This window comes from Paenibacillus sp. PSB04, assembly GCF_025809195.1.
In the GTDB taxonomy this organism is placed as follows: domain Bacteria; phylum Bacillota; class Bacilli; order Paenibacillales; family Paenibacillaceae; genus Paenibacillus_AQ; species Paenibacillus_AQ favisporus.
In genome coordinates, this window is the sequence record NZ_CP081301.1 from 1026528 (window position 1) to 1045310 (window position 18783).

General features: G+C 56.9%; 15 protein-coding genes. 2 read left to right on the forward strand and 13 right to left on the reverse strand.

Translation table 11 applies throughout. The features are described from left to right. Window positions 1-77: 77 nt before the first annotated feature. The 10 genes from cydC to K2F33_RS05170 form a co-directional block, all read right to left on the reverse strand. Window positions 78-1847 (reverse strand): thiol reductant ABC exporter subunit CydC, encoded by a 1770-nt coding sequence (gene cydC / locus K2F33_RS05125; RefSeq protein ID WP_263881161.1) that lies wholly within the window; start codon window positions 1845-1847, stop codon window positions 78-80. Next, window positions 1844-3715, reverse strand: a complete 1872-nt coding sequence (locus K2F33_RS05130; protein ID WP_263881162.1) for an ABC transporter ATP-binding protein/permease — start codon at window positions 3713-3715, stop codon at window positions 1844-1846. Before K2F33_RS05130 ends, cydC begins: the two co-directional genes overlap by 4 nt. 5 nt (window positions 3716-3720) lie before the next feature. Continuing rightward, window positions 3721-4740 carry a cytochrome d ubiquinol oxidase subunit II gene (gene cydB / locus K2F33_RS05135; RefSeq protein ID WP_076171943.1) on the reverse strand — a complete coding sequence of 340 codons (1020 nt, stop codon included), beginning with the start codon at window positions 4738-4740 and terminating at the stop codon, window positions 3721-3723. Then, window positions 4724-6136 carry a cytochrome ubiquinol oxidase subunit I gene (locus K2F33_RS05140; protein ID WP_145027913.1) on the reverse strand — a complete coding sequence of 471 codons (1413 nt, stop codon included), beginning with the start codon at window positions 6134-6136 and terminating at the stop codon, window positions 4724-4726. The genes cydB and K2F33_RS05140 overlap by 17 nt, the downstream gene beginning before the upstream one ends. Before the next feature lie 285 nt (window positions 6137-6421). Continuing rightward, on the reverse strand, window positions 6422-6904 hold the full coding sequence (locus K2F33_RS05145; protein ID WP_076171947.1) for a hypothetical protein: 483 nt from the start codon (window positions 6902-6904) through the stop codon (window positions 6422-6424). 280 nt (window positions 6905-7184) lie between these two features. Next, window positions 7185-7487, reverse strand: a complete 303-nt coding sequence (locus K2F33_RS05150; protein WP_076171949.1) for a hypothetical protein — start codon at window positions 7485-7487, stop codon at window positions 7185-7187. A gap of 61 nt (window positions 7488-7548) precedes the next feature. Next, window positions 7549-9615 carry an iron ABC transporter permease gene (locus K2F33_RS05155; RefSeq protein WP_263881163.1) on the reverse strand — a complete coding sequence of 689 codons (2067 nt, stop codon included), beginning with the start codon at window positions 9613-9615 and terminating at the stop codon, window positions 7549-7551. 8 nt (window positions 9616-9623) lie between these two features. Continuing rightward, window positions 9624-10655, reverse strand: coding sequence for an ABC transporter substrate-binding protein (locus tag K2F33_RS05160; RefSeq protein WP_076171951.1), 1032 nt, complete (start codon window positions 10653-10655; stop codon window positions 9624-9626). A gap of 202 nt (window positions 10656-10857) precedes the next feature. Continuing rightward, window positions 10858-12492, reverse strand: a complete 1635-nt coding sequence (locus K2F33_RS05165) for a hypothetical protein (protein WP_263881164.1) — start codon at window positions 12490-12492, stop codon at window positions 10858-10860. Then, complete coding sequence (locus K2F33_RS05170) at window positions 12489-13286, reverse strand: ABC transporter ATP-binding protein (RefSeq protein WP_263881165.1); 798 nt, start codon at window positions 13284-13286, stop codon at window positions 12489-12491. Before K2F33_RS05170 ends, K2F33_RS05165 begins: the two co-directional genes overlap by 4 nt. Before the next feature lie 188 nt (window positions 13287-13474). Here K2F33_RS05170 and K2F33_RS05175 point away from each other — a divergent pair, with 188 nt between their 5' ends. Next, window positions 13475-13906: a DUF2500 domain-containing protein gene (locus tag K2F33_RS05175; RefSeq protein ID WP_263881166.1), complete on the forward strand. Its 432-nt coding sequence runs from the start codon at window positions 13475-13477 to the stop codon at window positions 13904-13906. Between the two features lie 173 nt (window positions 13907-14079). On the opposite strand, the gene K2F33_RS05180 is transcribed toward K2F33_RS05175, so the two are convergent. Beyond that, window positions 14080-14829 (reverse strand): YheC/YheD family protein, encoded by a 750-nt coding sequence (locus K2F33_RS05180; protein ID WP_263881168.1) that lies wholly within the window; start codon window positions 14827-14829, stop codon window positions 14080-14082. 237 nt (window positions 14830-15066) lie between these two features. Here K2F33_RS05180 and K2F33_RS05185 point away from each other — a divergent pair, with 237 nt between their 5' ends. Next, window positions 15067-16152, forward strand: a complete 1086-nt coding sequence (locus K2F33_RS05185) for a glycosyltransferase family 4 protein (protein WP_089549643.1) — start codon at window positions 15067-15069, stop codon at window positions 16150-16152. A 33-nt stretch (window positions 16153-16185) separates the two neighbouring features. Here the strand turns inward: K2F33_RS05185 and K2F33_RS05190 are convergent, their stop codons facing one another. Together K2F33_RS05190 and K2F33_RS05195 are read right to left on the reverse strand one after the other, a co-directional pair. Continuing rightward, window positions 16186-17061, reverse strand: a complete 876-nt coding sequence (locus K2F33_RS05190) for a hypothetical protein (RefSeq protein WP_263881169.1) — start codon at window positions 17059-17061, stop codon at window positions 16186-16188. A gap of 345 nt (window positions 17062-17406) precedes the next feature. Next, window positions 17407-18720, reverse strand: a complete 1314-nt coding sequence (locus K2F33_RS05195) for an MFS transporter (RefSeq protein WP_263881170.1) — start codon at window positions 18718-18720, stop codon at window positions 17407-17409. Window positions 18721-18783: the final 63 nt, after the last annotated feature.

Sequence of the window (18783 nt, forward strand, 5' to 3'; positions counted from 1 at the left end):
TAATTGCAAAAAAACTGCCCAAGTGGTAGGATGCACCAATCCGGTTCTTTTATGCATGGCGAGCCTTCCACAGCCGTTTAATTGGCCTTGATCAGCAGCGCCTCCGGCCGGTCCAGCTGGTACAAGCTGCGGTAGCGGGGCTCGTTCTCCATCAGCTCCGCATGGCTGCCGCGCATCACGATCCTGCCGTCCTCCATAAACACGATTTCGTCCATGTGCTCCGCTCCGGCCAAATGATGCGTCACCCAGATCAGCGACTTCCCCTGCAGCGAATCGAGCATGATCCGGATCAGCTCATTCTCTGTCCGGGGGTCCAGGCCAACCGTCGGTTCGTCCAGCAGGACCACCGGGTTGTTCCGCAGCCAAATCCGGGCCAAAGCGATCCGCTGGCGCTCGCCTCCGGAGAACCGCTGACCGGTCTCGTGCATCCGGGTATGGTAGCGGTCCGGCAGCGATTCGATCAGCCGGTCCAGCTTCACCTGCCGGGCGGCCCGCACGATATCCTCCTCGCCGGCGTCCTGGCTGCCGAGCCGGATATTGTTGGCCACGCTCGTATCGAACAGATGCGGATTCTGGTTCAGCACGGAAACGATATGGGGCATATGCTCTCCGATCGCCGCGGCCGGAACGCCGTTCAGCGTGACCTCGCCTTCGCTGGGGGGAAGCGCCCCTTCCAGCAGCTTAAGCAGGGTCGATTTGCCCGCACCGCTGCGGCCGATGATGGCGACCTTTTTGCCCTGCGGAATATCGAGGGATATATCCCGAAGTGTCCAGGACGGATCGCCTTCATAGCGAAAGCCGGCGCGTTCCACCCGAATATGAACGGCGCCGCCGGCCATTGCTGCGGCTTGATCCCCGCTCACCTGTCCGTTTCCGTATCCATTCACGTTAGACTCCTCCCCTTCCAAATCCGAGAGCCGCCGCAGGGAATCCCGGTAGCGGGGAAGATGCTCCACGGCTTCCGAGACCGGGAGCAGGGCATCCGTCACCGGGAACACGACCAGCACAAAGGCCGCGATCAGCACGGCAGGCAGCTTCCCGTCGGCATACATTCCTGCCGCCCAGACCAGCACCGCCAGCAGGATCAGGCCGACAACGCACTGGCCGGCCAATTGTCTGAAGCGTACCCAGGCGCGGAGCTTCGCATCCGTTCGGGCAGCTTCCCCGGCCTTCGCCTCGTATGCCGCCAGAAACTGGGCCTCCCGGCCGCTGATCACCCAGTCGCCCATACCCAGCACAGCATCGGTCAAATGCCGGTACATGCCGGCTTTCTGTGTTTTGGCCAGCTTCGTTTTGGCCTTGGTCATCAGCAGGGATAGCCACGGCAGAATGCCGATAAGGATGAACATATACAGCGCCAGGACCAGGGCAAAGCGAAGATCCCAGCGGCCCACCGCCGCTGCGGCTGCCGCGTACATGACCAGCGCCGACGCTCCGGGAAACACGGTCCGCAAATACACATCCTGCAGATGCTCGATGTCGGCGGACAGCACGCCCAATACGTCTCCGGCGCGAAACCGCGACTGGATCCAGAGCGCCTGCGGCTCCAAGATCCGGTACAGCCGCTCGCGCATGGAGGATACGATCCGAAGGACCGTATCATGGCCCGCCAGCCGCTCGGCATAGAACAGGACGGCCCGCCCGATGCCGAACGTGCGGACGAGCACGATCGGCACGTACACCATCAGAATGTTCTCCGGGCGCAGCGCCGATTTGGAGATCAGCAGTCCGGAGGTGAACATCAGGCCTGCCGCGAACAGTAGCGCGAGACTGCCAAGCCCGATAATCAGCAGGCAGCGTCCCCAGTGGGCCCGGATGTACGGTACAATCCATCCTTCTTTTCTCACCTTACTCCCTCCATTTGCGATCGAATCAAAGCGTCATACGCCCCGCCCTTGCCGAGCAGCCCCGAATGGGTGCCCTCCTCTACGATTCTGCCGTGGTCCATCACCAATACACGGTCCATATCGGGCATCCAGTGCAGGCGGTGGGTGGCCAGAAAAACAAGCTTGCCCCGGAACAGGCGCAGCATCGTTTGCTTCAGTTCATACTCGGTTTCAATATCGAGATGGGCCGTCGGCTCATCCAGCAAAATAATCGGCCGGTCGCTCAGAAAAGCTCTGGCGAGCGCCACGCGCTGCGCCTGCCCGCCGCTCAGCTGGCGTCCACCCTCGCCGATCGGCTCATCCAGGCCACCCGGCAGACTGCGGACCAGCCCGGCAAGGCCGGCAGCTTCCACAGCCTGCAGCGCCTCCTCCCGGGACGCCTCCGGCGAGTAGAACCGGATGTTGTCCAGCAGGGAGCAGCTGAACAGATACGGATGCTGCGGGATATAGGTGATCTGGCTGCGCCACGCTTCACCGGCCAGCGAACCGACCGGCGTCCCGTTCAGGCAAATCTCGCCTGCATCGGGTGCGAGGAACCCGCCCAGCACGTCGATCAGCGTGGATTTGCCCGCGCCGCTGGCGCCGATGATGCCGATGGTCTGCATGCCCTGAACCTCAAAGGACACGTCATCCAAGGAACGAGGGCTCTGAGGGCTCTGAGGGTTCCGCCCCTGCCCTTGCTGCTGCCCGGACCCATCCGTACAGCCCTCAGCAGGCCGGTCAGCCCCAGCCTCCCGTCCGCTTTCCGCACCATCCGTCTCCGGTGCTGAACCGTACGCCTCAGCCTGGTGCTGCACGGTCACCCCCGACAGCGTCAGCCGGCTGAACGGCGACCAGCGCCAATCGGCGCCCGGACCCGGCGCTCCGTCGGAATCAGCCGGCTCTCCCGCCGGCCGGTCCAGGATGGACTGCATCACGGCACCCGCCTCTTTGCCGTCCTGCGTCGCATGGAAATCCGTACCGACCTGCCGGACGGGCAGGAAATATTCCGGCGCCAGGATCAGCACCGTCAGCGCGGTGACCAGCTCAAGCTGGCCGTTCACAAGCCGCAGGCCAAGGCCGACGGCGACGACGGCCACCGACAGCATCGTAAAGAAGTCGAGCGCGAACGAGGACAGGAAGGCGACGCGCAGCGTGCGCATCGTCGCCGTCCGGTAGCGGTCGCTCACCTTGGCTACCGATGCGCCGTGTTCCCGGCTCTGCCCCAGCAGCTTCAGCGTCTCCAGGCCGCGCAGCGAATCGACGAAGTGGTTGGACAGCACCCGGAAGGTGTCCATCTGCTTCTCGGCCTGCTTGCGGGCCGCCAGCCCGATGAGGATCATGAAGGCGATCAGGATCGGCATGGAGACCAGCAGAATGACGCCGGACGTGATGTCACGGAAAAAGACGTAGGCCAGAATCAGCCAAGGAATGATGGACATGCCTGCCATCCGGGGCAGGATCAGCTCCAGGTATTTGCGGAACTTCTCCGTCCCTTCGAGCGCCAGCGTGACCAGATGGCCCGTGCCTTCGGTTCGCGCAAACCGCGGGCCGAGCCGGAACAGCTTGCGCAGCACCCGCCCCCGGACATCGGCCGCGGTGCGGTCCGCAAATGCGCTGCCGATTTTCTGCTGCAGCAGTCCGAGCCCGTGCCGGAGCAGGAAAGCACCCAGGAACATCGCGATCCTGCCGGTCTGACCGGATAGCGGCGCCCCGGCGAACAGAGCCGACACGGCCTCTGCCAGCCCCTTGGCCATCATCAGGATGGAGACGCCTTGCAAAACCGTCAGGAGCAGCATGACGGCGAAAACGGGCTTTATCCCTTTGTAACCCAGCAGCTGCTTATCCATCGTGCTCAGTACTCCAGATGGCTCTGCTCGTGAACCCGTTTATGAAAGACGAAATAGCTCCAAATCTGATAGCCAAGCACGAACGGCAGCAGGGATAAAGCCACGATCGTCATGACTTTCAGGGAATACGGACCCGATGCGGCGTTGGTCAGCGTCAGGTTGAACGCCTGATCGATCGAGCTGATCATGACGTTCGGGAACAGTCCGGCAAAGAAGAAAGCAATCGTCAGCGCAATGACGGCGCCCGTCATGCCGAATGCCCAGCCGTCACGGCGCTTGGCGATGAAAACGGCGGCCAGCACGTAAGCGGCGACGATCACCACGCCCATGACGGTCAGCAGGAAGGCACGGCCCTCAAAAATGTCCGTTTCGAAATAGGTCATCGCCCCGAACGCCGCAATCAGTACCGCCAGCGGGGCAAGCAGCACCTCCGCCAAGCGGCGGGCCCGCACCTGCAGGTCGCCGGTGACCCGAAGCGTCGTAAACATCAGTCCGTGCACGAGGCAGAGCACTACCATGGTGAGCCCGCCGACCACGGAATACAGGTTGACGATGTCGCCGAAGAATCCGGCTTTCATCTCCATCGCCTGGTCGATCGGCAGCCCCCGGATCAGGTCGGCGAAGACGACGCCGAGCAGCAGCGGCGGCAGCAGACTGCCGATGAAGATGACGACATCCCACGTTTTTTTCCAAGCTGCGGTCTGCACCTTGCCGCGGAATTCAAAAGCCACCCCGCGCCCGATCAGGGCGAGCAGCAGGAGCACCAGCGGCGTATAAAATCCGCTGAACAGCGTCGCGTACCAGTTCGGGAATGCGGCGAACATCGCGCCGCCGGCCGTCAGCAGCCACACTTCATTTGCATCCCAGAAGGGGCCGATCGAATTGATCAGCACCCGGCGCTCCGTATCGTTTTTGGCCAGAATGCCCGTGGACATCCCGACACCGAAATCAAAACCCTCCAGAAAGAAAAATCCGATAAACAGGACAGCTACAAGGACAAACCACAGCTCATTGAGAGACAGCATGCGGAACTCCCTCCTTATCAAATGGATCGGCCGACTCATTCGAATGAGCAGCGTTGTCGGCGTACGGTCCTTTTTTGATGACGCGGACGAACAGATACACCATGACCACCGCCAGAATGGCGTAAATGGCCGTAAAAGCAATGATGGAGAACAATACCTGGCCGGCCGTGACGCTCGGCGACACCCCGTCGGCGGTCGTCATCAGCCCGAATACGGTCCAAGGCTGGCGTCCAATCTCCGTCATGATCCAGCCCGACGTATTGGCGATAAACGGCAGCGAAATGGCAAACAGCATCAGGCGCATAAACCAGGTGTTGCGGTTGTCGAGCTTTTTGCGTGCCGCAAGATAGGCACCGTACAAGCTGAGCACAATCAGCAGCGAGCCGCTGGCCACCATGATGCGGAAGCTCCAGAAGGTCGTGCGCACCGGAGGAATGTAATCCCCGGGACCGTACTGCTGTTCATATTGGGACTGCAGCTCCTTCATCCCCGTTACTTCGCCGGAAAACTTGCTGTAAGACAAAAAGCTGAGCAGATAGGGAATTTGAAATTCCCCGGTATTGGTCTGATTTTTCGTATCGATAAATGCGGTGACCGTCCACGGCGCGGGATCGCTGCTCGTTTCCCAGAGCGCTTCGGTCGCAGCCATTTTCATCGGCTGGGTTTTCACCAAATATTGCGCCTGCTGGTGGCCCACCAGTGCCACGCCGATCGAGGACACAAGCCCGATGATCACCGCAATGGCAAAAGATTTTTTGAAAAAGGCGGTATCCTGCTTCTTCAGCAGCTTGTAGGCGCTGACCCCGGTGACCAGAAAGGCCCCGGTCATAAAAGCCGCCAGAATCGTATGCGGGAACTCCAGCAGCAGTTGGCCGTTCGTAATCAAAGCTAGAAAGTCGTTCATCTCCGCGCGGCCGTTATGGATCGTATAACCGACCGGACGCTGCATAAAGGAGTTGGCTGCCAAAATCCAGAACGCCGACATCACCGTGCCGAACGCGACCAGCCAGATGCAGATCATGTGGACCTTTTTGGACAAGCGCTCCCACCCGAAAATCCACAGCCCGATAAACGTCGATTCGAGGAAAAACGCAAGCAGCGCTTCGATCGCCAGCGGCGCCCCGAAGACGTCACCCACAAAGCGGGAGTAAGCCGACCAGTTCATGCCGAACTGGAACTCCTGCAAAATCCCTGTTACCACGCCGACGGCGAAGTTGATCAGGAACAGCTTCCCCCAAAATTTAGCCATTCGTTTGTACTCTTCTTTGCCTTTGACGACATACATCGTTTCCATGATCGCGATCGTGAACACCAGCCCAATGGACAGCGGCACGAAAAAAAAGTGAAAAATCGTCGTCGCGGCAAACTGGATACGTGACAGCATAACTACATCCATCGTCTCTTCCCTCTTTCCTGTCGTTATTCTTAAAACCCGCCTAACAGGTTCCGATAACTTGGCTTCATCGTTTCTTCCTGTATCATGGCAGACTTTGAATCCGAATATTGTGATAAATGTCACAATACAAAGCCCAAATCGTTGATTTTGTGAAATTAGTCACAAAATATTAAAAAATGTGGCCCTTCAAGCACAAAAAAGACGCCCGCACCTTTCGGCGCAGCCGTCCAATTCTTCAGTTCCTCTATATATGTTGCCTGCTTCAGGCTCGTTCGTGAAATCATGCTAGTCCCGTGCCACATAGTATTTATTGGTCATGTACCAGGCATCGCCCTTATCGGTCGGCACTCTGCCCTTCTTCTTGTCCAAAAATACGATTTCCTTGCACTTGGAACAATACCATTTGGTCGTGTAGTATTGGGAAAAGGTCGTGTAAGTCGTACCGCATTTGCAATCGACCTTGAAGTACACCCGGTTTTCTTCGTACGCCTTCGACAGCTGATCCGTGTTGTCGGACTCCGAAGAAGGAACCACGGGCTTGATCAGTTCAGCGTAATTGGAGAACCGATTATGCACTTTAAAATCGGCGACCAGCTCCGGATTCAGGCCAAAAAACTCCTTACCGATCGCTGTGATGAATTTCGCATCCGTGCGATAGCACTCGATCCATTCCTGAATCTGCTTATTGGATAAAGGTACAGTTCCTTTAATGCCGCTATTCAAGGTGTAGGTCATGATGCTCAAATTCTCATTGTCTTCATAGAACATTAATTCGGAAACCTCCTTATGATTTCAATTAATAATGTACTACTTCTGAGGGACAGAATCAAAGTGAGAAATAGTGCCAAGTGCCGGAAATATAAAAAAGCCCCCTTTCGGGGGCCTTCCAAAGCGGGAAACCCGCAGCTGCCGGATGTAGAGCGCTTTAATGCGGCATGCGTGCAGCTTCATTTTTTGTATGAAATTACGACAAAAGGATAACTTTTACCAGCCATTTTGTCGAAATCCGCCTGGTGTAAACGGTTGTTAGCCGCAGAAACAAGTCCGATTATAGACGACGGTATGGGCCGGGATACGGACCGTGTGGATAGTGTGGATGCGGAACATGATGGTGACGGCCGTCCGCCAGCACAATCACCAGCAGATCAAACAGTACGAGCGGCAGAATGAAAGGAAAAAACGAGATATGCGCCTTTCCGGGACTGCTCGAGACCGAGGAAACCTTCAGGTATACCTTGGAACTGCTGACCTTGACGATCTTACCGTAGAACGTGCTTCCGTACTTCGTCTTGATCTTTACCCGGCGGTTCATATACTTCTTGGCTGCCGAATAATGCTTGGATGTCGTCATGCGTCTCACCCCCTTCACCCCAGCTTATTCCAGCTGAGGCGAAGGGGGCCGGGGCGGAAGGCTATTTCCTGAGCCGGTTGGAGCGGAACATCAAAAAGAGCAGGTAAGGCGTTCCGATGACCGCTGCGACAAGACCGACCGGAATTTCCTTGGGGGCGATCAGCAGCCGGCCGACGATATCGGATATGACCATCAGCAGGCCCCCGAGCAGTGCCGACAGGACGACCGCACGCCGGGTATGGTGCCCGGTCAGCAGGCGGACGGCGTGCGGGGCCAGCAGGCCGACGAAACCGACCGTGCCTACGGCCTGAACGACGGCGGCCGCGATGAGCACGCCGATCAGCGCTGTGAGCAGCCGGGCCCGCGTCAGCGCCAGGCCAAGCCCCTGGGATACGGCATCGCCGAATCCCAGCAGGTCCGCCCGGCGGCCGATCAGCCAGGCCGCCGGAAGCAGGACGATCAGCAGCGCCGCCAGCCTGATCAAATCGCTCCAGCCGCGGGCATAGACGGTACCGGCCAGCCAGGCCAGCGCCGGAGCAGCCCCCATGCCGGAGCGGATGACCAGGAACTGGATCGCCGCGGCGCAGGCCGCCGACACGGCGATGCCGACCAGCGTCAGCGTGCTGGTCTCCAGCCCCTTCCGCCAGGACAGCACGCCGACCACGGCTGCTGCACCCACAGCGCCCACGATGGCCGCAGCCGGCAGCCATCCGCTGGAGGCGGCCGGGAAGAGCACGATCAGCAGCAGCGCCCCAACGCCCGCGCCGGAGGTGACGCCCACCACCGAGGCATCCGCCAGCGGATTGCGGACGGTGCTCTGCAGCATGACGCCGGCCACGGCGAGACCGGCTCCGGCCAGCAGCGATACCAGCAGGCGGGGCAGACGCATGTCAAGGATGATATTGCGGTACATCGCCTCCCCTCCGCCGCTCAGGACTGCGAGCGTATCGCCCAGCGGGATGCGCAGGCTGCCTGCCGATATGCCGATGACCGATGCCAGCAGGATCAGCACCATCATGGCGGCAAGCAGCAGCGGGTACGGCGGGCGCTTATGCAGCACGCCGGCGCTCATCCCGCCTCCGCCGTCCGCCGCAGCCGTGCGGCTGGCCCGCAGCGCCAGCCAGATCAGCCACGGCGCGCCGAATAGCGCCGTGACGGCTCCCGCCGGCAGCTCCCCGAGCGTGCCGCGGAACAACCGGGCAATGGCGTCGGCACCCAGCAGGATGACCGCGCCCCATAACGCGCTGCCTGGAATGAGCAGCGCATGCCGCCGCATCCCGAGCAAGCGGATGAGATGCGGGGCGATTAACCCCACAAAACCGATCGGACCCACCACGCTGACGGTGACCCCGGCGAGCAGGACCGCCGCGGCGAGTGCGGCGGTGCGGGCCAGCCCGACCCGCTGGCCCAGCGCCTGGGCGGTCTCGTCCCCCATCTCCAGCAGGTCCAGCTGGCGCCGGAACAGCCATGCCAGAACGAGGACGCCGGTCACCCACGGCCAGCTGTAGGCCGCTCCGTGCCAATCGTTCTGGTTCAGCGAACCCGAGCCCCAGACGAACAGCCCATTCGTCTCGTTCTCAAACAGCAGCTGAAGCGCGCCGGTGAACGAGGCGAGCACCAGCGACACGATCATGCCGGAGAGCGCCATCCGGACCGGCGTGCTCCGGCTTGCCCCGGCCAGCAGGTAAGACAGCCCTGCGCCCAGGCAACCGCCGAGCAAAGCCGTGATAAGCGGTGACGCATGAATCAGGGACGGCATAAAGATCGTGCACAGCACCACAGCAAAATAAGCGCCGGCATTGATGCCGAAGGTTCCCGCTTCCGCCAGGGCGTTCCGCGTCACCGTCTGCAGCAGGGCGCCTGCCGCAGCTAGGGCGGCACCAGCCAAAATACCCATGACGGCTCTGGGCAGCCGCAGGCCGCGAATGGTTTGGTGTTCCGCGATGTTCTGCGGGTGAACGATCGCCTCATACACCGTACGAAGCGGAATATGAAGCTCCCCTTGCGTCAGGCTCAGCGCCAGCAGAATCACCAGAAGAACACCTCCCCCGGCAAACACCAGCAGATTCAGGCTGATTCGGCGGTTTTCCGGCCTTACGGCAGCCACCGGCTCCGTCACCGGCTCCATTACCGGCTTCATTGCGTCAGCAGGCTGACCGTCTTATCGACCAGGATTTTCGCCGACAGCGGGCCGCCGTATACCCACATATCGCCGCCGAGAGAATACGTTTGTTGTTCCTTGACGAAATGCAAGCCGTTCCAGACGGCATTGTTCTTCATCTGCTTCTCGATAATGTTATCATCGTCCTGAACGACGTACAGCAGATTGGCATCCTGTACAGGTACCAGCGATTCCACTGTCGTCTGGGCGTAGCCGTCCTCCGGAAGGGGATTAGGCTGATAGGCATTCTCGAAGCCCGCACGCTTCAGCGCGCCTGCAGCAATCGAGTTGTCCGAGTACAGCAGCATGACCGCCGCATCCTGATTCGAAAAGCCTTGAATCAAAGCGTATTTCACATGTTCTTTGCCCGCGGCCTTCAGCTTCGCTTTGGCATCGTCAAAGGTGGCCTGCACGTCAGCGAGCACCTTCTCGCCTTCTTCTTTCTTGCCGACGATATCGGCAATCGTCCGGAAGGAATTTTCCATCGTGGCGTATTGATCCTGGGAAGCTTCTTTGGAGTAGTTATCAAAAACTACGGTCGGCGCAATCGCCTTTAGCTGCTCGTATGTATCCTTCACGCGGAAATTTTCCGCGATAATCAGGTCCGGTTTGAGGCTTGTAATCAGCTCCAGACTGGGCTCCTGCCGTGTACCTACATCGATGACGTCCGCCGACAGCCCCGGCTGGGCGTTCACGTATTTCTTATACCCTTCCACGTCGGCGACACCTTTGGGCTGAATGCCCAGTGCAATCAAATCCTCCGCGTACGTCCATTCCAGAACGACGATGTTTTTCGGCGTCCCTTTCATCTCGGCGGTTCCCATCGAGTGTTGGATCGTGCGCACCTCTTCCTGTTGGGCCGGTGTGCTTGAATCTCCGCTGCCAGCCTGTGCCGCAGCTCCTTCCTTGGCTTCTCCCCCCGTACTGCAGCCTGCAGTGAATAAAGCGATGAGGCAGCACATGATGAACGGGGCGAACAGCCCCCTTTTTAACCGGAATGTCTTCATGAACACAATCTCCCTCTCTGCTATGTACCTATTATTGATATTGAGAATCAGTATCAATTAAATATCTAAATGATATTGGTTCTCAATTGGGATGTCAATAGCGATTTTGGGCATTAAAAAGCGGCCTTCCGCCGCATTGGCGGAGCCGCTTTATGTACAGCTTGATGGAAGACCGCTTGCAGAATATATGCCAGCCCTTAGCTTAAAGGTTACGGAAGGCCAGTTTCCATGCGGCAATATTGGCGATCAAGGCCACAGCCATCAGCACATATACTCCGTAAGTCGAGAAACGGAGTGCAAAATGAAGCCCTGCCATGGCCCCCAATATTAAAAAAAGCAGGAGCATCAGGCCGGTCCTTCCGGATTGCGTTCCTGCCTGAGCGGGTTCGGTAAATGGCATCTCCAAACCCATCAGCCGGAAGCTGATCACGGTATACAGCAGGGTCATAACGAGTGTGACCAGCAGATCCGGCAGGATCCTGACGCCGAATATCACCGTAAAGATCATGCTCTCCACAACGAAAATCGGCAAAATAAGCTGAGCAATGCATGCTTTAAGCGTGCCTTTATATACAGGCTCATGATTACGCAGCGGTACGGTATTGAAAATCCACGCCCCTTTCGGCGTGCTGGTGTACTGCAGCATCATGACGGCGCTGGGGATCATCACGGCACAGAAATACATAAACAAATAAGAGTTGCCTGCACGAATCTCCTCCCAGCTGCTGCCCGAATTAAACGTATTAAACATGAAAATAAACGGAAAGATGAGCGAGAGTCCCAGCGAAGGGTACACCTTTAGTTTATAATCCCGCTCCTTCCGGATCATGCCGAGTGCAAAGCGGAAAAACACCTGCTCCTCCCGGCTTCTGCAGATCCAGCGCCCCAGAACATCCGGCCACCGTCCGCCCCTTCCCTTCTTGCGGGCAGTCTGGGTGGACAGTTTCCGCAAATTGGCTTCAAACGAAGGGATCATCCGAACATAAATCCATACGGCCAGGAGCGGCAGGAGGACCGACAATAGGCTGAAAACGATGATCGCCTCTCCCCTATGTCCACCGAACAGCCATTCAAACGGAGCCGCAAACCAGACCGGGAACAGAAATACATGCCACCATTGGGCTTCATACCCGATCTGCAGATCCACTAAATTGAACACTCTGGCGATGAGCTGATAACCAACCGCCATGACCATCGTGAGGCCGATTTGCACATAATTGATGATGTCCTTCAGCTTTTCTCCGTCGAAGAAGCGGAGGACGAGCCAGTACAACAATGCCGTTATCGCGACGATCAGCAGATCCATCAGTACGATCTCCAGCACAAATACCAAAAAGAACAAGATACCATAACGGAACAGGACACCAACGAGCGGTGCGGCCGTAATCGAGCCTGTAATAAAAAACAAATAAATCATGATATGAATGGCCTTAGCCATATTGATCGTCTTAGCGTTCACCGGTTTGGAACCCAAAATGGTATGGTCCCGAACGTCCAGCAATACGGAGGAGAAGTCGGAAATCATCGACGTCGTGATCATAAACATCAAGATACCGAATACGATGCTCATCTGAAAAATAAGGTTGTGACCCATGACCACGAACGGCGTCATGACCGCCCCCATCACGGCATAGATCCACAGCGACTTAAGAAATTGGTTCGACAGCTCATCAGGATCAGCAGATCGGGAAGTTTTACCGATGAGTGTCGGCGCCCGGCGGCCATCCATCGTGAGTTTGACCTGTAGTATACGGCGCATCTGCACATAATCCATCCCTGCCTTTTCGAATAAACCCTTGCAGCGGTCCAGCAGAATCAGCGTTTTGAAATCATTCATCGCTGTACCTCTTTTACAATGGACACGATTCGGGCTGCCGTATCTTTATGCTCATGATACCCGGTCAGCTCTGTAAAAATCTCTTCCAGTGTTCCTTCATGCAGCTGTTCCTGCAGCTGCTCGAAGCTGCCGTCGGCGACAACGTTCCCTTCATTCAGCAAAACGATCCGGCTGCTGATCTTCTCCACAACCTCCATAATATGAGACGAATAAAAGATCGTTTTGCCTTCGGCTGCAAGGCTCGCCAGCATTTCCTTCACCACCATAACGCTGTTTGCATCCAGTCCGCTGAGCGGCTCATCCAAAAAAAGGATGTCAGGATTATGCAGGAGGCTTGAGATTAACAGTACCTTCTGGCGCATGCCTTTGCTTAAAGAGGAGATCCGGTTAAAGTACACCTCTTCCAAGTCAAACTGCTCCATCAGCCGCTGCGCCTTGTGATCGGCAAGCCGCCGCTCAAGACCGTACAGCTCGCCAACGAACGTCAGATATTCCTGGGCGGTCAAGCTATCGTACATCTCGGCGATCTCCGGAACATAGCCGATCTTGGCCTTATACTCTACCTCTCCGTCCGAAATCTCCTTGCCGAAGATGCGAACCCGGCCGCTGTAGCCTTTGACAAGCCCCAGCATGATTTTGACCGTCGTACTTTTTCCCGCGCCGTTCGGGCCGATATATCCGATAATTTGCCCTTTATACACATCCAGGTTGATGCCCTTCAGAACCTGCTTTCCCCCATAGTTCATTTCGAGTCCTTGGATGGAGATGATCGGCTCATGGTTTGATTCTGGCATAGCAGCTCCCCCTATCATCTTATATTTCCAAATACTAGCATAGCAGATATAGAGATGGAAGCGGACCATGAATCATACAATCGCCGTATTTTTTGCCGATAATCGACAACTTTCCTGCGTTTTACGCGTTCTACACAATGTCCGGTTGAATGCACACCAAACCGGCATCATGAAAGGAGAATGACGTTATGGTGACTCCCGGGCCACCGCCCTTTGGCGGAGGAGGCTTTGACTTCTTCGATTTTATGTTTAGAATTTTCCCCTTTATTTTCGGCATCGTGTTCATCATCATCGTTGCCAGCTTCATTATGAATGGTGCCCGTTATGTAAAAAATGCCCGTACGCCTCGGTCATCCGTGTACGCCCGCGTCATTTCCAAACGGATGGACATCCGCCATCACAGCGGCAGCCATCATGATAACGGCAGCGGCTTTGCCAATTCCAGCGGCTCCTCCAGAACGTACTACTACATCACCCTGGAATTTGATAACGGGGAGCGGAAGGAGTATTTGGACGTGAAGCATCTGTACGGCTTGGTTGCCGAAGGAGATGAGGGGTATGCCGCGGTCCAGGGCGATTGGATCGTCGGTTTTGAACGGGAAGTTCGGCAAACTCCTTAATACGGAAAAAGCAGCCTTGCCGCAGGCTTACCTGCAAGACAATGGCTGCATTTTTAACATTCGGGGAAGCCACCAATGATAAGTGCCTCATTATTCAAAAAAAGAAGGCTGGCGCTTCAGCCAAGCCCTTCCCCGCATATAATGCTTATGAACGGCATCCGGCAGATGCCTGCTTACTTCCAAGCCTGTCTGAACTTCATCACTTTACGATACATGGATTTGTCCTTCAGCTGGTTAAAAATGTACGGATCAGGCTTCGTGTTCACCTCAATGATCCACGGCGTCCACGTCCGGTCAAAGCCGATGTCGAGGCCGATTTGCCGGAAACCGGGGTACTTTTTGTGCAGATGCTTTGCGGTAGTCACTCCGAGCTTGTTCAGGGACTGGATAACTTTAGCCGTCTCTTTCTCATTCAAATGGGCCTCGAGCAGCGTTTTGACATCCATCGGCGTGCCCCCGCTGTGGTAATTGGTCACGATTTTGCCTTCGCGGGCGACTCTTCCGATCAAACCGGTCGCCTCCCAATCTCCTCCAGGACGCCGCTGCACCATCACCCGGATATCAAAACGACGCTTACGGTACTTTACGAGATGAATCCCTTTTTGAATCAGGTAGCTTCGCTTCCCGGTCAGCTTCTGCAGCGATTGATAGAACGGATCATAGCTGCCGAAGGTCTTTTTTACCGTCTCCACCTGATACGTATAATCTCCGTTCTCCAGCTGTTCCGCCCGAATCACCCCTTTGCCGTGGGTGCCGTTTTCCGGTTTGACATAGACCATACGGTACGACTTGAGCATCTCCTTCAGGTCGGTTTTGCTGATTTTACGGGTATCGAGCATAAACGGCCGGACTTCCTTGCTGCCAAGCAGCACTTTCGTTTTAATCCACTTGCTGACGACTGCCGTGCGGTTCTTCTCCCCCATCCACCGATCTCTCCTGTCCTGTCTTCAAAATTGATTGTAACGCGCTTGCAAAACCTGTTTATTGTATGCAAGGCACGGCGGACTGGACAGGACATTCATCCCGCAAGCAGAACAATAGATTCCGTTTCTGGGCTGGCATCCCGTACTCCCTAATGGGGGCACGCATAAATAATAGAAGGATCAATTGAAGCAGCAGGTGCGGGGATCAGCATCTTTGCTGTAAGGGAGGAAAGCGGCTTGAACATACTGATCGTAGCCCCCGAACGGCTCCCTGTTCCCGGCAGCGGCTCGGTGGAAATCTGCATTTTATCCATCGCCAGGCAGCTAGCCAAGAAGCATGCGGTAACCGTCTTAAGCAGAGCCTCCGCGGGATTGCCTATGGAGAGCACGGATGAGGGGGTCCGCATTGTCAGGGTCCGTTCCGGCAGCTCCAAAGTCTACCTCGCTTCGGTGCTTCGATTCATTCATGGGAAAACTTACGACGTCATCCAGGTGGATAACCGTCCCCACTATATGGCCGCTATTCAGCGGGCTGTTCCCCAGTCCAAAGTAACCCTGTTTCTGCATTCGCTCACTTTCGTGCCTTCGACACGGCTCGTTGCCGCGAGCCTGAAGCATGCATGGTGGATTGTCGCCAACAGCGCTTCGCTAAAGCAAAAGCTGTCCGTACGGTTTCCCTCACAAGCGCACAAAATACGTACGGTCGAGCTTGGCGTCGACACCGACCGGTTCCGTCCGCCAACCGATTTTGAGCGGGCGCAGGCCCGCAGCCGGTATGGGATCGGGGATGTCTTCACCGTGCTGTTCACTGGACGGATCATCCCGAGAAAAGGCGTGCCCGTTCTGCTGAAAGCCGCGCAAATCGCAAGCAAGCAGGTCCCACTGCATCTTGTGATTGCAGGCCGGAGCAAGGAGGGATATATCCGGAAGCTGAAAGCCGAGGCCGCCAAGCTGAGGGTAGCGGTCACCTGGACCGGCAACAAAAACCACAGCGAAATTCACAGCATCTACCGGATGGCCGACTGCTTTGTCTGTCCCTCCCAGCGGCACGAAGCCTTCGGCCTCGTTAACGTCGAGGCCATGGCATCCGGGCTTCCGGTCATCGCCTCGCAGATCGGCGGCATTCCCGAGATTATTAAGCACGGGGTAAATGGGTACCTGGTGGATGACTACTGGCGCCCGGAAGGTTTTGCGGAATATCTGGTCACACTGGCCCAAAGCAAAGAGCTGCGGCGCAGCCTGGGCGGCAGCGGACGCAGCATGGTACTTCAGTCTTTCACATGGGGCCGGACCGCCGAAAAGCTCGCGGCGCTGTATTCCTAAAGGGTGCTCCTCTGGCTGCTGAAGACAAATGACTCATTGCATTTTTCTCAATAATCCGTCCGCGTTGCGCAGCATCAAAGCACCGGCAGCCAAGGAGAGCAGGAAGCAGAAACCGGCAGCGACAGTGAGCGTTGACCATTCAAGAACCGTATGGCCCAACAAAGTCTGCCATCCGATGAAGACCAATCCAAGCACGTAGCAAATGCCCGTCAGGTGGATCATTCGGAGACGTACCCAAATGGAAAGCGAAGTCCGAGTACTCAGCCAGGCGACGAGCGGGATGGCCTGAAGTGCGTGGAAGCCCAGGCCATGCAGCCAAATAATGTTGCCATGCAGCCCAACGGTCCGGCCTTGGTTAACCGAAATCCAGATTCCCGCTGCAAAAGACAGCATCACGGCTACCATGGCATAACGGATGCCCGTCACCAGCTCAGGATGAGCCGCGTATACTTTGCGACGGAAATACTGCGCGGCCAGGAACAGATAAAAAACGACGAGCAGCAGGGCGACGGACGCAAAAATGTTGCCCACTCCCTTGTCAAAGGCGGACCCGTCTTTAACAAACCGGGGATTGACCCCCCGGAAGTTTTGTACCGTTTCGGCAAAATAGGAATACAGTGCGAGCGCGATGTAGGGGTAGCGGTAAAAGGCTCTTCCTCTTCGCCCCAAGCCCGAATATGGGATAATGAGGGCTGTGGACAGCAAAAATATCCCGATCGCAGCGTTAAAAGAAAATGCGCTTTGAACATTGCCCCCAGGGGCTACTTCCGCTCCGTTCACAAGGGTCCAGATTCCACAAAAGGCGGACAGCAGAAATCCCAGAACAGCGGTCAGGACCAGCCACTTCTCCCCTTCAAACCAGCGAAACGCCGGCCGGGCGCCCACGCTCCTTACATTGACCATTTCCATTAATAATCTCCTCCATCCGAACGTTTTGGCTTTGATTACGTCTTATTGTACAGAGAAGGAGGTTACGGGAATTCTATCCGGGGTCCAGACTTTTCCCTGGACTTTGGTCGATGCCGTCCCCGACCAAAGTGCGGGATCCAAGCCTCTTCATTGTTTAGTTCGGTGACAGAATAAGCAGGGGAAAGTTTTAGCCAGGACAAACAGCCCTGAGCCGGTTGATTGGCTCAGGGCTGTATTGGTTAAGGCTTTGTTTGTCTGGCTGCCAAGCCGCTCCTCGTTGAGCTCGCAGAAGAAGTGCTCATGTCCGGGAGCTATCCGGCCTGCACTGGATCAAGGCAGCACCATCTACCCGGAAACCTGCCGCAGGGGTTCTTCATGGGTGTGTTTCTTACTGCCTGCCGGCCACAGAACCCGCTGCAGCAGAAGGCAGATGATCCCAAAGGCAAGAACGAGCAGGCCCAGGACGCAGAACACCTCTCCCACGCCAAATCCTTTGATCAGCAAACCACCGGCCAATGGAGCTGCGATCATAATCGTACTGGACATCATGTTCTGAATACCGAATATCCGTCCGGTCATGCCTTCCGGCGTCTCCTTTTGCAGCGCGTAATTGTTCGTCACCATAAACAGCCCGTTGCCGATCCCGATGACAAGGCCCAGCACGATGCTCCAGATCTCCGGAGAACCGGGTCTCAGCAGCCCCATCGCCCCGATCGCTGCGCCTACCAGGACAATGCCGCCTCCGATTCCTGTGCCGTAACCGATCTGGTTCCGGCGGTTCAAGATCATGATCGTGGCTACGGCACCCACGCCGGTTGAGGAGACCATCCAGCCCAGAAGAGATTCGTTATTTGGAGCAATCTCTCTATAGAGCGTGGGAAACTGGAAATCGATCATAAGAATAACGAGGATGACCGTCATATTCACGATCAGCGTGGTGAGCAGAATCCGGCGCTGCAGCAGCACCGCCCAGCCCTGCTTCCATTGCTCGATGAAGCCCGGTCTGTGCTCCGGACCGGCATTTTCACCCGGATTCATGTCCGCCTGGGGAGCCGTATGATTTGCCTCGATTCGGCGCAGCGTAAACAGCAGCAGGCAGGAGATTAACCGGGTTACGGCATTCACCAGAATACACAGCTGCGGGGAAAGCACCGTCAGGACGACCGCGCCCAGCAGCGGACCGGCAATTTTGGAGAACTGGTTGACCAGGCCGTTGTAGGAAGTGGCCTTCAGCAGCTGATCCTCGTGGACCACCTGGCGTGTCAGCGCCTGATGGGACGGGACGCGGAATACGCCCATGGCGGCACGGAGCGCCAGCAGCGGCAGCAGCCAGTACATGCCGGGAGCAAACAGCAGCAGGACCGTTAGAACGGTCTCGGCCGCATCGGCGATCAGCATCAGGTTGACCTTTTTCCAACGGTCGGCGACCACCCCCGCGAGCGATCCGAGAAGGATGCCTGGCAGGGCCATCATGACCGGGATCAGCGCAATCATTAAGGGATCGGCCTGCCAGCGGTAGGCGACCAGAACCTGGATCGCAAAAGCGTCGAACCATTCACCGAACGACGAGATGGCGTAAGCCGTAAACATTTTGGCATAGATGCGGTTGGTCCACACCGATTTTGCGGATGGCCGCGGCTCGGTAACAAGGGTAGACATGAAAAATTCCTCCGTTCAGTCAGAATGTGGCGTACTCTCACTGTAACGAAGGAATATCAGAGG

Excerpts from the sequence above, each read along its gene's own strand:
- K2F33_RS05140 (WP_145027913.1), bottom strand. The coding sequence starts at position 6,136 with ATGGATGTAGTTATGCTGTCACGTATCCAGTTTGCCGCGACGACGATT.
- K2F33_RS05160 (WP_076171951.1), bottom strand. The coding sequence starts at position 10,655 with ATGAAGACATTCCGGTTAAAAAGGGGGCTGTTCGCCCCGTTCATCATG.
- K2F33_RS05130 (WP_263881162.1), bottom strand. The coding sequence starts at position 3,715 with ATGGATAAGCAGCTGCTGGGTTACAAAGGGATAAAGCCCGTTTTCGCC.
- K2F33_RS05175 (WP_263881166.1), top strand. The coding sequence starts at position 13,475 with ATGGTGACTCCCGGGCCACCGCCCTTTGGCGGAGGAGGCTTTGACTTC.
- K2F33_RS05180 (WP_263881168.1), bottom strand. The coding sequence starts at position 14,829 with ATGGGGGAGAAGAACCGCACGGCAGTCGTCAGCAAGTGGATTAAAACG.
- cydB (WP_076171943.1), bottom strand. The coding sequence starts at position 4,740 with ATGCTGTCTCTCAATGAGCTGTGGTTTGTCCTTGTAGCTGTCCTGTTT.
- K2F33_RS05170 (WP_263881165.1), bottom strand. The coding sequence starts at position 13,286 with ATGCCAGAATCAAACCATGAGCCGATCATCTCCATCCAAGGACTCGAA.
- K2F33_RS05150 (WP_076171949.1), bottom strand. The coding sequence starts at position 7,487 with ATGACGACATCCAAGCATTATTCGGCAGCCAAGAAGTATATGAACCGC.
- K2F33_RS05155 (WP_263881163.1), bottom strand. The coding sequence starts at position 9,615 with ATGGAGCCGGTGACGGAGCCGGTGGCTGCCGTAAGGCCGGAAAACCGC.
- K2F33_RS05195 (WP_263881170.1), bottom strand. The coding sequence starts at position 18,720 with ATGTCTACCCTTGTTACCGAGCCGCGGCCATCCGCAAAATCGGTGTGG.
- K2F33_RS05145 (WP_076171947.1), bottom strand. The coding sequence starts at position 6,904 with ATGTTCTATGAAGACAATGAGAATTTGAGCATCATGACCTACACCTTG.
- K2F33_RS05165 (WP_263881164.1), bottom strand. The coding sequence starts at position 12,492 with ATGAATGATTTCAAAACGCTGATTCTGCTGGACCGCTGCAAGGGTTTA.
- K2F33_RS05190 (WP_263881169.1), bottom strand. The coding sequence starts at position 17,061 with ATGGAAATGGTCAATGTAAGGAGCGTGGGCGCCCGGCCGGCGTTTCGC.